General features: G+C 55.0%; 9 protein-coding genes. 4 read left to right on the top strand and 5 right to left on the bottom strand.

Going from position 1 to position 16,147, the window contains the following annotated elements:
- Nucleotides 1-180 precede the first annotated feature (180 nt).
- Nucleotides 181-1,995 (bottom strand): glycoside hydrolase family 15 protein, encoded by a 1,815-nt coding sequence (locus KTJ90_RS13430; RefSeq protein ID WP_003851815.1) that lies wholly within the window; start codon nt 1,993-1,995, stop codon nt 181-183.
- 236 nt (nt 1,996-2,231) lie between these two features.
- On the bottom strand, nt 2,232-2,813 hold the full coding sequence (locus tag KTJ90_RS13425) for a DedA family protein (RefSeq protein WP_105099383.1): 582 nt from the start codon (nt 2,811-2,813) through the stop codon (nt 2,232-2,234).
- A 209-nt stretch (nt 2,814-3,022) separates the two neighbouring features.
- On the opposite strand from KTJ90_RS13425, the gene KTJ90_RS13420 reads away from it, so the two are divergent.
- From KTJ90_RS13420 to KTJ90_RS13410, 3 genes are all read left to right on the top strand, one after another.
- Entirely contained in the window at nt 3,023-3,610 is a 588-nt protein-coding gene (locus KTJ90_RS13420) for a Yip1 family protein (RefSeq protein WP_008925064.1), read from the top strand.
- Between the two features lie 179 nt (nt 3,611-3,789).
- Entirely contained in the window at nt 3,790-4,737 is a 948-nt protein-coding gene (gene pbpG / locus KTJ90_RS13415; RefSeq protein ID WP_003851808.1) for a D-alanyl-D-alanine endopeptidase, read from the top strand.
- Between the two features lie 226 nt (nt 4,738-4,963).
- On the top strand, nt 4,964-7,408 hold the full coding sequence (locus tag KTJ90_RS13410; protein WP_039659233.1) for a DUF3772 domain-containing protein: 2,445 nt from the start codon (nt 4,964-4,966) through the stop codon (nt 7,406-7,408).
- 94 nt (nt 7,409-7,502) lie between these two features.
- Here KTJ90_RS13410 and KTJ90_RS13405 read toward each other — a convergent pair whose 3' ends face one another.
- The 3 genes from KTJ90_RS13405 to dld all read right to left on the bottom strand — a co-directional run bounded on the left by KTJ90_RS13405 (nt 7,503) and on the right by dld (nt 13,664).
- Complete coding sequence (locus KTJ90_RS13405) at nt 7,503-10,154, bottom strand: beta-N-acetylhexosaminidase (RefSeq protein WP_499024968.1); 2,652 nt, start codon at nt 10,152-10,154, stop codon at nt 7,503-7,505.
- Between the two features lie 48 nt (nt 10,155-10,202).
- Complete coding sequence (chiP, locus tag KTJ90_RS13400) at nt 10,203-11,600, bottom strand: chitoporin ChiP (protein ID WP_008925068.1); 1,398 nt, start codon at nt 11,598-11,600, stop codon at nt 10,203-10,205.
- A gap of 360 nt (nt 11,601-11,960) precedes the next feature.
- Nucleotides 11,961-13,664 carry a D-lactate dehydrogenase gene (gene dld, locus KTJ90_RS13395; RefSeq protein WP_003851802.1) on the bottom strand — a complete coding sequence of 568 codons (1,704 nt, stop codon included), beginning with the start codon at nt 13,662-13,664 and terminating at the stop codon, nt 11,961-11,963.
- Nucleotides 13,665-13,819: 155 nt separating this feature from the next.
- Here dld and bglX point away from each other — a divergent pair, with 155 nt between their 5' ends.
- Nucleotides 13,820-16,117 carry a beta-glucosidase BglX gene (bglX, locus tag KTJ90_RS13390; RefSeq protein ID WP_008925070.1) on the top strand — a complete coding sequence of 766 codons (2,298 nt, stop codon included), beginning with the start codon at nt 13,820-13,822 and terminating at the stop codon, nt 16,115-16,117.
- The last annotated feature ends 30 nt before the right edge of the window (nt 16,118-16,147 follow it).

Genomic DNA, 16,147 nt, shown 5'->3' with positions numbered 1-16,147 from the left:
TTCAGTGTGTCGAATTCATGCTGGCCAATGTGACCTGCTGCGCATTATATGTTCATTAAACTGACGTTGTGAATCGGGATTTTAACCTCCCTGCAATACTTTACGTAATTTCAGCGCGGATGTTAGCGCATTTCCGTGAATCAGGAGGGTAAAAATGGGGCTTTCCGGGGTTACCACCGATCAAGGTTGCCACTGCGTCTGTTCGCCACTGAGTTTGCGGTTCAGGAAAAAGGCGGCACTGATCAACGCCAGATGAGTCAGCGCCTGCGGTGTATTCCCCAGCGCATGGCCGTGACTGTCAAACTCCTCGGCATAAAGGCCCAGCGGATTGGCGTAGCTCAGCAACTTCTCGAATTCAAAATGCGCCTCCTGAATCCGCCCTGCGCGTGCCAGACATTCGACATACCAGAAGGAGCAGGCGCCAAACGAACCTTCCGATCCTTTAAGACCGTCGGCGGGCGTCTCATGCGTATTGTAACGCCGCACCATACCATCACTCACCAGGTTGGCTTTGATCGCATCCAGTGTGGCAATCCAGTCCGGATCGGTGGCACCAACAAAGCGTACCAGCGGCATCAGCAGCATGGAGGCGTCAAGGTATTCGCCATGCCGGGTCGAAGAGAAGTGACCGCGTTCGCTGTTCCAGAAGTTCGCCCAGATATCTTCGCGGATCTCACGGCGTGCCCGATCCCAGCGCTCGTAAGGCATCGGCAGGGATCGCTTCATGCCGAGACGCAGCGCACGATCCATCGCTACCCAGCACATCAGACGTGAATGCAGGAAATGCTCCGGTTCGCCGCGCATCTCCCAGATACCGGCATCGGGCTGATCCCAGTTCTCGCTTAGCCAGTCGATCATTTTGACCACATGTTGCCAGCCGCGCTGAGAGATCGCCTCGCCATATTTGTTGGCCAGATAGACCGCATCCATCAGTTCGCCATAGATATCGAGTTGCGTCTGCTGCCAGGCATCATTGCCGATGCGCACCGGTCGGGAGTCGGCATAGCCGGAGAGATTCAGTAATTCCATCTCATGCAACTCAGTGCCGCTGTCGAGACGGTACATCACCTGCAGGCGCATTTCATCATGATGGCTGTTTTCAACGCAGCGACCCACCCAGTGAGTAAAGTGTTTAGCTTCATCGATATAACCCAGCCGCATCAGCGCATACATGCTGAAGGACGCGTCGCGGATCCAGGAGGCGCGATAGTCCCAGTTGCGTTCGCCACCCAGTTCTTCAGGCAGACCAAACGTTGCCGCCGCCGCAATGGAGCCGTGCTGATACGAAGTCAGGAGCTTCAGGACCAGCGCCGAACGCTGCACCATTTCACGCCAGCGTCCCTGATAGGTGCTGTGGCTGCTCCAGTGTCGCCAGTAATTCAGTGTCTCTTCAAAGCAGTGTTCAGTGGCCAGCGCTTCGATATGCGCATCATCCACGCTGCCAAATTCGAACTGCGCATATTCGCCGGGCTGTAACGTGAAGTGGGCTGTCGCACTCTCATCCTCCAGCGTCATCACCACCGAGGCTGCAAGGCGCAGCGACGGCTGGCCCTCAGCATGAAAGTCGATACAGCCATTATGCGCTTCTGCACGGGTCTGCGCCCGGGCATAGTCGTGGCGGGGCGAACAGCGCATCTGAAAGGTGGCACTGCCGCGGACCATTTTGAGCCGACGGATCAGGCGCGGCATCTTATCCCTGTCATCACAAATCGGCATGTAGTCGGTGATTTCTGCCACGCCTTCATCATCCAGCCAGCGGGTCTGCAGGATGTTGGTGTCGGGCAGGTAGAGTTGCTGACGTCGTGCATTGGGCCAGTCAGGAGCCAGAGAGAAAAGTCCGGCGTCATCGCTATCGAGCAGGGCGGCAAAGACCGACGGGCTGTCGAGTTCAGGCCAGCAAAGATAATCAATGGTGCCGTCATTGGCGATCAGCGCACAGGTGCGCAAATCGCCAATGACACCGTGGTCTTCAATCTTACGTTTTACCTTACTCATTCTCATCTCCCTGTCAGTGTCCCTGCTAACTATAGCTGAGCTATTCGATGCGGCTTCGGTTGGGCACAGATGGTTAACGTAAGGTTGAATAAGGCAGGGAAGGGAAAGCGCGTAGAATAGGGCAGGTGAAACTGACGACGTGGTCAGCAGGGTGGCCGGGCGCTGATGCGTGTCTGGCGACCCTGCTGACGTTCACTGCCAGTGACGCCTGCTGGCAATGGCGTTGTTTATTTCATTTATTCCTGATCGGCCCGACGGTTATGCCAGCGGCGGATGAACCAGCGCAGCACAAAGGCAAAGATGACCGCGCCCACCAGCCACAGCAGATGTTTCAGATGCTGATCGAGTTTGTGCAGCCATGGCGCGATGATGCCGCCCGCGAAATAGCCGAGGGTCACGAAAATCACGGCCCAGATGGCCGCTCCGATAACGTTAAGAATGAAAAACTTCATTGGATTAAGGCGGCTTGCACCGATAATAATCGGGCCAATCAGTCGGAAGCCATACATAAAACGCACGCCAATTACAAACAGGCTGGGACGGCGTTTAATCAGTCGGTTCGCCTTGACCACTTTATCCTGATGCTTTTTAAAGCGGCGCAGGATGCGCGTGCCCCAGCGGCGGCCTACCCAGTAGAGCAGTTGATCGCCGACAATGCCGCCACCCATCGCGGCCAGCACCACGCCCACGTAACGCAGCAGCCCCTCATGCGCGGCCACGCCGCCCAGCAATGTAAATGTTTCTCCTTCGGCAATACAGCCAATAAAAAGTGCCAGATAGCCGTACTGTGTAATTAATGCGTTGATATCCAGATGCAAAATGACTCTCCCTGTGCATTGGGTGATGGTTTCTTTCAGTCTATACGCGATTTGGCCTCCCTTCCGCCCGTGCACGATGGAGGGGTTTATTTACGCTGTTTTTTTGTCCGGTCACCACGAAAGTTTTACTGCCGTTTATACTTGAGAAGACGCTGCCCCCAAAGACGCATGCATCACCGGGCGGCCCATCGCATCAGAGGAGTGACTGTATGAACCATGTCTGGGGACTTCTGGCGCATCCGAACCAGGAAATGCGTCATATTAAGCAAGAGAATGAAAGCGTATCGCACCATTACACCCATCATGTTCTGCTGATGGCGGCGATCCCGGTGATCTGCGCCTTTATCGGAACAACTCAGCTGGGCTGGAATCTGGGCGACGGGCAATATGTGCAACTTAACCTGGCGACCGGGATCGGGCTGGGCATTCTATTCTATCTGATTATTCTGGGTGGCGTGGCGGTAATGGGACGCGTGATTCACTGGATGGCGCGGGATTACCCTCAGCGTCCCGGCGTTCAGCGCTGTACGGTCTTTGCCGGTTACGTCGCTACGCCGCTGTTCCTGAGCGGACTTGTCGCACTCTATCCGCTGGTCTGGCTCTGTGTGTTGGCAGGTGCGCTGGCGCTGCTTTACACCGGCTATCTGCTCTATATCGGCATCCCCCTGTTTCTGAATATCGACCGCGAAGAGAGTCTGCGCTTTTCCGGCTCAACGCTGGCCATCGGCGTGCTGGTATTTGAAGTGTTACTGGCATTAACTGTCGTGCTGTGGGGATATGGACCGCATCTTTTCTGATAGAACGCTGCCGCCGCTCTGGCGGCAGTTCTCTTTTTACGCCCGGAAACAATCTCACCAGGAAATTTCTTAACCTTACGGGTATGATACCGCTGCCAGCCCGCGCTGCGAGTTTACTGAGGCGGGCGGCCTGTGTCGGTCTGACACAGTACATCTTCATAACCGGGTTTTTTTCTACGATGCCTGCAAAAATTCGTTTTACTCTGCTTTCGCTGGCGCTGCTCGTTTCAGGGCAGATTGTTTCACTTCCGGCGCAGGCGACTACCACACTGTCGCAACTTGCGCCTATCGCTCAGCCGCAGATCGCCTCTGGCAGTGCGATGATTGTCGACCTCACCACCAATAAAGTGCTCTTTTCCAGCCATCCGGATCGGGTCAGGCCTATCGCGTCGATCACCAAGCTGATGACGGCGATGGTCGTGCTGGATGCGCATCAGCCGATGAACGAGATGATACCTGTCGATATCAGCCAGACGCCGGAAATGCGTGGTGTCTTCTCACGCGTGAAGCTCAACAGTCAGATCAGCCGCCGTAATATGATGCTGCTGGCACTGATGTCCTCGGAAAACCGTGCTGCTGCCAGTCTCGCGCACGCCTATCCGGGCGGTTATAACGCCTTTATCCGGGCAATGAACGCGAAAGCGCGATCGCTGGGCATGAAACAGACCCGCTATGTCGAGCCGACCGGTTTGTCGACGCAAAACGTCTCAAGTGCACAGGACCTGGTTAAGTTGCTCAAAGCCACACGGGAATATCCGGAGCTGGGCGCGCTTAGCACCACGAAAGAAGAGACGGCGGTTTTTGCTCATCCGAGCTATGCGCTGCCGTTCCGCAACACCAACCATCTGGTCTATAAAAATGACTGGCATATTCAGCTGACCAAAACCGGTTACACGGATGAGGCAGGCCACTGCCTGGTGATGCGTACCATGATTAATAATCGTCCGGTGGCGCTGGTGGTACTGGATGCCTTTGGCAAATATACCCACTTCGCCGACGCTAACCGTCTGCGTAGCTGGATCGAGACCGGTAAAGCGGCACCGGTCCCTGCGGCCGCACTGGCTTATAAAAAACAGAAGTCGGGCCAGGTCGCCAGCAATGGTGCCAGCAGTGCCGGCGTCGAGTAAAAATAGCCGACATGTTGTATTGCGCGACAGGCATTGCCTGCAGGCTGAGCAGGATGCCAGAATAGAATGTGGTCAGAGGCTTCAGGCCCTTTTTTGCCTCTGACCGCCCGGAATCAGCCCCAAAAAATGCCCGTTATTCCTATATTGCCCTCCCTTGCAAAGCCCTACACTACGCGCGACTGGCGAGGGAAGATCGCCTGATTTAAGCTGCCGGAATCTTACTCATATGTTTATACGATCCTTTTTTGCATTGTTAATGCTGGCGCTGGTGGGGTTTGCCCCGGCGCTGGCGCTGGCCGCGGATAATACGGCCACGCCTGCTCAGGAACAGGATGCGCCACCGAAGCTGAATGCTGCGGTGGAACTGCCGAAAATGCAGAAGATCCTCGATAAAATTAAAAGTCAGGTCTCCGTCGATGCCGGCGAAAACAAGCTGACACAGCTGAATGAAATGGCGCTGGAACTCTCTGGCAGTGCCGATACGCTCGGGCAGGCGCTGGTACCCGATCGCCAGCAGGTCGATGCACAGCTGGGTGTACTTGGCCCGGCCCCGAAAGCCGACAGTGGGGTGAAAGAAACCCCGGAAGTGACACGCAAGCGTAACGCGCTTGAGAGCCAGAAAGGCAAACTCGACGACCAAATCAAACAGGCAGAAGGGATTAAAAATGGCGCGCTGATGCTCTCCTCGCAGATTGTTAACCTGCGTCGTGATCAGCTGAAAAGCCAGCTGGCGTTGAACTCCGGCAGCATCCTTGGTGCACGCTTCTGGTCACCGTTGCTCAATAGCCAGGATCTGGATGGTGAGAAGATTGGTGAGTTCCTGCAGGAGTTGCAGGATACCGCGGCACTCTCATGGGAGCCGGGCTGGCGCGTGGGCAGTGTCTTCTGGCTGCTGGCGGCATTGCTGGTGATGACGGTCGGTCGTCGCTACAGTGAAGAGTTTCTGGCCTGGGTCAGCATTAATAAACTGCCGGAAGGAAAACTGCGCCGCAGTTTCCTGGCGGCAGCGGTAGCGCTGACTACGCTGGCGGCTGTTGTCCTCACCTTTAACTTTCTCTCTCTGGCCTTTACCCGCCGGGATGAGGTCTCTGAAAACGTTCAGGACTTTGTTGATCGTCTGGTGCAGCTAAGCGTCTTTTGTGGCCTGATTGCCGGACTGGGGCGCGCATTCCTCTCTACCCGCAGGCCCAGCTGGCGCTTACCGGCTATCTCCAATGAAGTGGCGATGGCATTAAAGCCGTTTCCACCCATCACCGCTGTGCTGGTGTTTATCTTCCAGACGGTCGAGGCGTTTAACTACAGCGTCGGCACCAGTCTGAATACCACCATTTTTGCCAACGGCCTGACGGCACTGTTGATTGGCAGTACTGCACTGGCGATCAGCATGCGCACCAACCGCGTACGCCGTCGCCTGACCCAGGCGGGCACACCGCCGGAAGCACGCTCAACGCTGGTCGGGCTGATTCAGATGGGCCTGACGCTGACCGCGGTTGCCATCCTCGTGTCGCTGCTGATCGGTTACGTTACGCTGGCGCGCTTCCTGAGTTATGAAGTGATCTGGTGCGGTCTGCTGTTTGGTTCGTTCTACTTCCTGAGTCACCTGCTCAAGGATGGTTGTGAGAGTCTCTTTTCGACCAGTAATGCCACCGGTCGACGCATTCAGAGTTCACTTAACATCAATGAGCGTCATTTGCAGCAAACGGCTACGCTGCTGACGGCCATCGGTAAAACCTTCCTGGTGCTGGTGGTGGCGCTGGCGCTGGTCAACGGCACCTTTGCCTCTTCAACGCCGATTGAGCTGCTGCAAAAAGTCATTGAGTTCTGGGGCGGTAAAGGCCTCGAATCCCTGAACATTGTGCCAGCGCATATGGTGAATGCGATAATTTGCCTGATTGTCGGCATCTATGTGCTGCGTTCGGTGCGTCGCTGGCTTGATACCGATTTCCTGCCAAAAACCACCATGGATGTGGGGATGCGGGTGTCGCTGGTGACGCTGTTCAGCAACATCGGTTATGTGCTGATTATTCTGCTGACCCTGTCGATTATGGGGCTGCAGTGGAACAAGCTGGCCTGGATCGTCAGTGCGTTGTCGGTTGGTATCGGTTTTGGCTTACAGGAGATCGTGAAGAACTTTATCTCCGGTCTGATTCTGTTGACCGAGCGGCCAGTGAAAGTCGGCGATCTGGTGAGCATCAGCGGCATTGAAGGGGATATTCGCCGGATTAATGTGCGTGCCACGGAGATTCAGCTGGGCGACAAATCCACCGTGATTGTGCCGAACTCGCAGTTTATCTCGCAGAACGTGCGCAACGCGACAATGGGTAATGCGCAGGGTGTGGTCACCATTACGCTGACCTTCCCGCTAAATATCGACCCGGTAAAGGTGCGCGATATTCTGCTGGAAGTTTATAACGAAAACGAACGTATTCTGGAAACACCTGAGCCATCGGTTTCGTTTAAAGATCTGACCCAGCAAGGGATTGTTCTGAGCGTCACCGGTAATGTTGCCGGTCAGCGGCAGATAGCAGGAGCGAAGAGCGATCTGCTGTTCGATATTCTGACGCGTCTGCGTAAAGAGGGCATTCTGCTCTCCACTCCGCAGACCATGATTATTGAGCGCCGTCAGCAGATAGCAGATGTGGAGCCGGTACCCGAAGAGAAGCTGGTTTAAAAGAACCCGTTTCAGAGGTGAAAGGGCCGACGTCTGTCGGCCTTTTTTATGTCCAAAACACGGGCTTTTAAGCCTGTTTTCTCACTCCCGCTGACTACAACGTTTCCTCACGGCTGGTGCGCTGGCCATCGCTGCTCACCGACCGAATGGCGACAGTACCGTTGACCTGCGGCGGTCTGTTGGCGTCGTAGCGCTGCCAGTTCTCACCCTTGTCCAGGCTGTATTCCAGCGTAATGCCAGGCAATGCCACGTTCATCAACAGAATACCATCAGCAATTTTTGCTCCCGGTACGGGCAGGCGATAATCAATACCCGCTTTATCCAGTTTTGCCAGTTCCCGTTGTCCCAGCAGGTTGGCAAATCGCTGCCAGTCGTTCAGAAGCGCCTTCTGATCAACAAGTTGTGTTTTGCCACCGGTATACTCCTCACCCGGCTGATAGTCCCGCTCCCAGCTGGCGCGGTGCCAGCTGCGTTCTGCGACTGAAAGGAGGCGAGGATAGTTCATGTACTCCATTTGATCGTCAGTGCGCACGGTCTCGCTCCACAGCTGGGCCGAAATACCATAAGCCCCTTTCCAGGGTTTCGCGGATTTGGCGCTGAAAACGTTACCGTCGCGATCTACCGAAGTTTCAGCATTCTGCGGCAGGTTGTCCGGTGCGAAGCCAAAGATTTTTCGCTCATCGTTGAAGCGAGTGCCCCAGTAGTAGCCGCGCTCCAGTGGGTTAACTTCATACGGGAAGTCCAGATAGAGGTAGTCAGGGCTGGAGATGACTACGTCGTACCCTTTCTGTGACCAGTCACCGGCGCTGTCAAAACCGTCCCAGTAGAGGGTATCCCAGAAGTTGACTGCGACACGCGGCGTCGCGAACTCTCCGGCATGTTTGACATCTTTCAGGCCATCCTGCCAGGCCTGCATTTTGCCAATACCGTGCCGGTTCACGATTTCGTTCACGGTCAGGGCAAAATAGCTCGGCAGATGGGCCAGATCTTCCACTTTGCCGCTTTTCACCAGTGCCTGACAGGCCTGTGATTTTGCCCATGGCAAATCTTCGCGGCTCAGGTCTTGCAGACCGGTACCCGGTTTTGGACTGTTTTTGTCAGAGTAGCCTGCGCCCAGCCGGATATTCTTCGCTTCATCACCGCCAAAATGCCAGACGCTGAGTGGCTGGCCTGCCTCCTGGTGCATCGCCTTGATTTCACCAATCACTTTGTCCACGAAGCGTTGTGAACTTTCAATGCAGGGGTTGAGATAGCTGGTACGGTCGTAAAACTGCACTGAGGTGGTGTTGGAGTTATCGGTCGGATCGATCAGGCGCCAGGCGTTAGCCTCGTCAGGTTTCCCCTCCTTCATCAGCCGCTGATAGCGCGCTTCCATTGAGATGACCGCCGCCCGGGCATGGGCGGGTATATCAATTTCCGGGATGACCTGAATGTGGCGCGCCTGCGCATATTTAACAATCTCTATATAGTCAGCGCGACTGAAATAGCCGCTGCCATTGTTATCACTGAAGGGGCCGGAACCCAGTTGCGGCAGCAGACACTTTTGTTCGGAAAGATCATGACAGCGTTTCGCACCCACTTCCGTGAGTTCCGGTAGGCCGGGAATCTCAATCCGCCAGCCTTCATCATCACTGAGGTGGAAATGGAAACGGTTCATCTTCCACGATGCCATCTGATCAAGCTGTCGCATCACCGCCTGTTTACTGTGGAAGTTACGGGCAACGTCAAGGAAGGCACCGCGATAAGCAAAGCGCGGCGCATCATGGGCTTCCAGCGTGGCAATCCGTGGCGCGCCCTCTGAGGGGACCAGTGACAGAATCGACATCAGACCGTAGAACGCACCGGCAGCGTCGTAGCCGACTATGCTCGCACGGCGGGAAGTAATATCGAGGTCGTATGCGCCCGATATCGCTTTTTTGCCGCTAAAGTGACCCGGTTTGACCTGCGTGTTAATAGCGAATCCATCAGGCGATTCTTTGAGGCCAAGCAGTGCCATACGCTGTCTCACTGCCTCAGCGGTTTCACGGCTCAGTCCAGTCAGTGACAAGGTGACGCCACGGCTGAGATCGGCATCCTGCGAACGAAGTTTAACGTCCAGCGGCGTGGGTGTGATTTGCCCCCGCAATGCTGAGGCTGGCAGGGTGGCGACATCGCTGTTTTTCTCAAACCGGCTGACAGGCTGCATCAGGACGTTATTGTCATCGGCACTGCGTCGCCAGTGGTTATCCAGCGGCAATACAAACTGGCTGGGATCTTCGTAGTCAGTGCTGGCAATAATTTTTGGCGTCGCCTCACCGGAGGTGACATACCAGCGCGGCATCACATCAGTCACGAACAGTTGCCAGTATTCGTTAACGATGGGGATCTGCACTGATTCGCCCGCGCCAATACCCGTGAATTTCTCTGTTGGCTCCAGTCGCGTTAAGTCTCCGACCAGATGCGTCAATGTAAACTGATCGTTATCGACCCGCAGCGTCTGGCGGATGTTGCTCATGTAGATGGCCCAGTTTTTGTCGGTCAGTGCAGGGCCGTTATTGGTCAGCGTGATAATGGCGCGGTTACAGGAGGCAAAATCGGCGCCTAACGCGGCGCAATCTGTACCGTGCAGTCCCGCCTGGTTGTCTGTTACCTGATAGGTCACGCCAAACTGGCTGATTTGATCAACCACCTTCTGCCCTGACGAGCTGGCGTGGCCTGTGGCGGTAACGCTCAGCAGAGTGAGCGCGATAAGGCTTAACTTGAACATGTTGATTCATCCTTAATGGTGAAAATAGTTCCGAAAGTCCGCAGGGCGTCAGAACAGCGTAAACGGCGCGATAACAATAAATTTGATGTCCTTCTCGTCCTGGAAAATGTTGTTGTATCCATTGCTGAAGCTGGGCAGGTCGCTGTGATTTTTGTAGCGGGTATAGTGAAGATGGAACTGGGTGTCTTTGGCCCGGCCCTGCTGGATTTGATAGATCAGATCAAGGTTCCAGGCCGACTCTCTCAGTCGCTGACTCTGGTCAACGGTGGGGAGCGTGGCGGGTTTTGCATCCCAGCCCCAGACGTAAGATGCGCCGGCTTTCCAGCCCGTCAGCTGCCACGGCGATAAATCGAGCATCGCGCCCGCAAAGATCGCTTTTTCACCATTGGCGTTCCAGTCAGAACGCGAATCCCACCAGATATCCATTCGTCCGTTGGAGGTGGCGTAGCCCGGCGTCATGCGCTGCAGGAAAAAGCCCTGATTCCCTTCAGCTTTAACCCAGCTGCCTTCAAGTCGGAGATCCACCGGGCCGACGGTATAACCGACGGTGATCGCCTGTAACCAGGCCAGGCCATCATAGACATCACGCGGGTTTGCGGCGCCCCCCGAGACTTTGTCGCGTGCGCCATAAAACTGATAGCTGGTGCGCAGTTCGTTACCACCTGGGCTGGCAGACCAGGATGCTTTGGCAAAATATTGATCCATATAATGTGCGGCCTGACCAAATGCACCTTCAAGCACCAGATTATTTTTGAAGTCATATTTCATGCCGAATGAATGCAGGTAGCTGACAGGCGTTTTATTATCAGCCTGCCGGAAATTATATAAATCACGATACCAGGGGGCTTTATATTTATCGGTCCACATCCAGGAGAGTGATAATGCGCCTGCTTGCTGGAAATCATAAAGTGCACCCGTTTCAAATCCGCGATAGGTGCCGGGCAGGAAACTCCAGTGAGGCGCAATCAGTGTCTGTCCGGTTGGCTGGATATAACCCGCGCGTAACCAGTAGTCGTTATGTTTTAATTTCAGTGCGGCTTTATAAACCGATGCGCCACTGCTGTCGCCATTCCATTTTTCATTCCAGCGGGAATGCGATTTACTGAAGCCAATTTCATTGGGTGCGGCGGGACCGCTATTGGAAAGTTCAACGGCGCCAAACACGGCGAGGTCCATGCCAATCCAGTCCCCGGCATAGCCGGACTGATAGTCGAGGTTACTGTTGAGTGAAGTATGGTGTAAATTAGCCTGGTACTCTCCCTGATGCTGACTGGCGGGATCGCTCTCTTTTCGGTCTCGCTGTCGCTGCCAGTAAAAAACATTTCCTGTCAGCGTTGAGTCGTCAACAAATCCGGCAGCATAGGCTGGCGTTGATGACATTGCCGTTACGCCTGCTGACAGCGCTATTATTTCCATCAATACTAATGTGTAGTTTTTTTTAGACATGGAAGATCCTGCCCTGAGGTAAATTAATATTTGTGGTCTTTTATTTTTGTGTCGTGAATATATTTTTCGCGACGCGAATTATAAATTGTCAGGGTGGTTTTTTGTGAGGCGTTGCGCATAACCCAGAGACATAAAATAATGTGGGTTCAATATGGGAGGATGGATTAATTTTTTATTAAAATATTATTAGCAGACAAGGTAAGGGCAATCGGTAATCAGGGAAAGCAGTCAGGCTGGATTAAGTGATGACTATTTCATTAACTGAATAACCAAATAGTCTGCAGGTTTTATGGGGTCTGCTGGTTCGGCTGTTTTGAACGTCAGCCTGCAGAGAAGGGCAGGCTGACAGATAACAGCGAGTTAAACCTGTTTCACCGCCCAGCCTTTTTGCTTGCTGGTTTTGCCAATGCCGGGATTGAAGCTGTTAGTCGGATCGAGCCGGCGATAGAACGCCGCCAGTTGCGGTTTCGCCTGATAGAGATGCCCAACGTTATGTTCAGCGGGATATTCCGCGCCGCGCGCCTGAAGGATCTCCAGCATCTGCGCTTTCAGCGCGTGCACATCGACCCCTTTTCTGACGATGTAATCCTGATGGAAGACATGACAGAAGAAGTGACCATAGTAGAGGCGATGGCTTAAAGATGCGCGAATCTCATCGGGCAGAGTTTCAAACCAGTCCGCATCGTTGCGACGCAGGGCGATATCCAGCGCCAGAATATCCTCGACCTCATCGGCATGCACCGCGTGGTAGCGCACGGCCGCACCTGCCGCCGCAAAGCGATGCAGAAAGGCGTGCGCACCTTCTTTGCCTTCACACTCAAAGAACTCGCCGCCGCCTTCGCGGAAGTAGTCACGCAGGAACTGACGCGCTTCTGCCACGCCGTCGCCCGACATCTTCAGCATCAGATGATGTTCATATTTATCGCGATACTGCTTCATGCGTTTGGGCAGATGCGCCGGAAACAGTTTACTCAGGCGCTGCAGCAGGCGATCGCTGAAGTGCGGTTTAACGAAGGAGAGCTTGTTCAGCCAGGCATCAATCCGCCCCTTCAGCGTGAAAAACAGCGGCATCTTATCGGTGCCCAGCTTGTCGATCATCAGGAAGGTGTCTTTGCCATAGACTTCCGCAATGTCATAGATGTCGCGGTGCATATATTCGCCCGCCACCGGCAAATGAGTAAAATGCGCCAGCATGTGACGGCGGATATCGTTGAGCACAGCGGGTTCGTTAGTGCCGATGTAAAACACCTGCTGCTGCGGTTCAGTGGGGAAGGTATCAAGTCGCACCGCGAAGACCGCCAGTTTTCCGGCACAGCCGGATGCTTCGAACAGACGACGCGCATCAGCGTTGTAACGCGCTGGCGTATCGGCATCAACTTCACGCACCCGGTCTGCATATTCATGATCGGAAGCGTGACGGCCATCGTGCTGCACATCTTTAGGCTGCCAGCGATCGTCATCCAGTCGCCCCAGAATCTCTTCCGGCGACGTTCCCAGATCGATGCCGAGATGGTTAACCAGCTTCAGTCTTCCCTGTGCATCAATCTGAGCAAACAGGGCCATTTCGCTGTAGGCCGGGCCGCGCTTAATCAGCGATCCGCCGGAATTATTGCAGATGCCGCCCAGCACCGAGGCACCAATACAGGAGGAGCCAATCACCGAGTGAGGCTCGCGCCCCAGCGGCTTCAGCGCTTTTTCCAGCTGATAGAGTGTACTGCCGGGGAACGCCAGCACCTGCTGGCCACTGTCAATCAGCTGAAGCTTATCGAGTCGCAGGGTACTGACGATCACCAGCGGGCGATCGTAATCGTCGCCATGCGGCGTTGACCCTTCGGTCAGGCCGGTATTGGCCGCCTGCATCAGGATGATGACATCCGCATTCACCAGCGTTTGCAGTACCCGCCAGAGCTCCAGCAGCGTACCAGGGAACGCCACGGCCAGCGCGTCACCTTCGCCGGAGCGAAAGCCTTTGCGATAGCGGGCGGTCTGTTCAGGTTCTGTCAGCAGATGAGAGGGGCCGACCAGGCGGCGCAGGTCAGAAAGCAGGGCAGAGGTTTGTGTCATGAGCAATTCCCTTGTCTTATCAGTGCGTCCTAACTGTAGCACGTCAACTGACCACAACGCAGTGTGACCCTGACCGCTACCTGCTATTCTCATCTTGTGGCACACTGCCGCCTGTTAATTCGATATTGCGCAGTTACTTAAGAGAACCCAACCTGATGAAATGGATTTGCTCTGTTAGTCTCGCTGTCTCCCTCGCGATGCAACCCGCTTTAGCTGAGACAGTGCAAGGTAACCACCCGATGACCGAACAGGCGCGGGATGCCTTCGTTAACCAACTGCTTAAAAAAATGACGCTGGACGAGAAAATCGGCCAGCTGCGTTTAATCAGCGTCGGACCTGATAATCCGAAAGAAGTGATTCGCGACATGATTCAGAAGAGTCAGGTTGGCGCGATCTTTAATACTGTGACCCGTCAGGATATCCGCGCGATGCAGGATCAGGCGATGCAGCTCAGCCGCCTGAAAATCCCGCTGTTTTTCGCCTACGACGTTATTCATGGCCAGCGCACCATTTTTCCTATTCCTTTAGCCCTGGCGTCGAGCTGGGATCTGGATGCGGTGAAAGAGGTGGGGCGCGTCTCCGCCTATGAAGCGGCCGACGATGGGCTGAATATGACATGGGCACCGATGGTGGATGTCAGCCGCGAACCGCGCTGGGGTCGTGGTTCCGAAGGTTTCGGTGAGGATACGTATCTCACCAGCGAAATGGGTCGCAGCATGGTGCAGTCGATGCAGGGAAAAAGCGCGGCCGATCGCTACAGCGTAATGACCAGCGTGAAGCATTTCGCACTCTATGGCGCAGTGGAAGGGGGACGCGACTACAACACCGTGGACATGAGTCCGCAGCGTATGTTCCAGGACTATCTGCCGCCCTACAAAGCCTCACTGGATGCGGGCAGCGGCGGCGTGATGGTGGCGCTCAACTCCATCAATGGCGTACCGGCCACGGCAGACAGCTGGCTGCTGAAAGATCTGCTGCGTGATAAGTGGAAATTCAAAGGCATCACCATCAGCGATCACGGTGCGATTAAAGAGCTGATCAAACATGGCGTCGCCAGCGATCCGCAGGAAGCGGTGCGCATCGCTCTGAAGTCGGGCGTCGATATGAGCATGAGCGACGAATATTACAGCAAGTATCTGCCTGCGCTGGTGAAGAGCGGCGACGTTACCATGGCTGAAATTGATGATGCGGCACGGCATGTGCTTAACGTCAAATATGACATGGGCCTGTTTAACGATCCCTACAGCCATTTAGGTCCGAAAGAGAGTGACCCGCAGGATACCAATGCGGAAAGCCGTCTGCATCGGGCTGAAGCGCGCGACGTCGCGCGTAAAAGCATCGTGTTGCTGAAAAACCGTCTGGAAACGCTGCCGCTGAAAAAATCGGGCACCATTGCCCTGATTGGTCCGCTGGCAGACAGTCAGCGCGACATTATGGGCAGCTGGTCTGCGGCGGGCGTGGCGAAGCAATCCGTTTCGCTGCTGCAGGGCATGCGCAATGCCACCGAAGGCAAAGCGACGCTGCTGTATGAGAAGGGCGCGAACGTCACCGACAACAAAGGGATTCAGGACTTCCTGAACCTCTATGAGCAGGCTGTTTCTGTTGATACGCGTTCACCGCAACAGATGATTGATGACGCGGTCGCTAAAGCGAAGCAGGCCGATGTGGTGGTCGCCGCCGTGGGTGAAGCGCAGGGTATGGCGCACGAAGCCTCCAGCCGCAGCGATCTGGTGATCCCGCCGAGCCAGCAGAAGCTGTTAGCCGCGCTCAAAGCTACCGGTAAGCCGCTGGTGATTGTACTGATGAACGGCCGCCCGCTGTCGATAGTGAACGAAGATCGCATGGCTGATGCCGTGCTGGAAACCTGGTTCAGTGGCACCGAAGGTGGCAACGCCATCGCCGATGTGCTGTTCGGTGACTATAACCCATCGGGCAAACTGCCGGTCTCCTTCCCGCGTTCAGTGGGTCAGATTCCGATTTACTACAACCATCTGCCAACTGGCCGGCCTTACAACTTTGCGAAGCCGAACAAGTACACCTCGCACTACTATGATGCGGTTAACGGCCCGCTCTATCCGTTTGGTTACGGCCTGAGCTATACCACGTTCACCGTGTCGCCGGTAAAAATGTCTTCACCGACCATGCCGCGTAATGGCAGCATTAAGGCCAGCGTAACGGTAACTAACAGCGGTAAGCGTGATGGTGCGACGGTGGTCCAGATGTATCTGAACGATCCGGTCGCCTCTATCAGCCGTCCGGTGCAGGAGCTGCGTGGTTTCAAACGCATCATGCTGAAAGCAGGCGAGTCGCAAACCGTGACCTTTAAGATCGACGTCGATGCGCTTAAATTCTGGAACCAGCAGATGCAGCATGTTGCCGAGCCAGGCAAATTCAACGTGATGATTGGACTCGATTCCGTGCGTACTCAGGATGCGCAGTTCAACTACCAATAACCGTCAGCCTTTCCCCTGAATGCAGGGGAA

The organism is Pantoea jilinensis (assembly GCF_019104105.1).
GTDB classification, from domain to species: domain Bacteria; phylum Pseudomonadota; class Gammaproteobacteria; order Enterobacterales; family Enterobacteriaceae; genus Pantoea; species Pantoea eucalypti.
This window is presented reverse-complemented; position numbering and strand designations above follow the sequence as displayed.

What these genes read in the sequence shown, in the direction of transcription:
- KTJ90_RS13420 (WP_008925064.1), top strand. Translation starts at nt 3,023, where the DNA reads ATGAACCATGTCTGGGGACTTCTGGCGCATCCGAACCAGGAAATGCGT.
- chiP (WP_008925068.1), bottom strand. Translation starts at nt 11,600, where the DNA reads ATGTCTAAAAAAAACTACACATTAGTATTGATGGAAATAATAGCGCTG.
- KTJ90_RS13405 (WP_499024968.1), bottom strand. Translation starts at nt 10,154, where the DNA reads ATGTTCAAGTTAAGCCTTATCGCGCTCACTCTGCTGAGCGTTACCGCC.
- bglX (WP_008925070.1), top strand. Translation starts at nt 13,820, where the DNA reads ATGAAATGGATTTGCTCTGTTAGTCTCGCTGTCTCCCTCGCGATGCAA.
- KTJ90_RS13410 (WP_039659233.1), top strand. Translation starts at nt 4,964, where the DNA reads ATGTTTATACGATCCTTTTTTGCATTGTTAATGCTGGCGCTGGTGGGG.
- pbpG (WP_003851808.1), top strand. Translation starts at nt 3,790, where the DNA reads ATGCCTGCAAAAATTCGTTTTACTCTGCTTTCGCTGGCGCTGCTCGTT.
- dld (WP_003851802.1), bottom strand. Translation starts at nt 13,664, where the DNA reads ATGACACAAACCTCTGCCCTGCTTTCTGACCTGCGCCGCCTGGTCGGC.
- KTJ90_RS13430 (WP_003851815.1), bottom strand. Translation starts at nt 1,995, where the DNA reads ATGAGTAAGGTAAAACGTAAGATTGAAGACCACGGTGTCATTGGCGAT.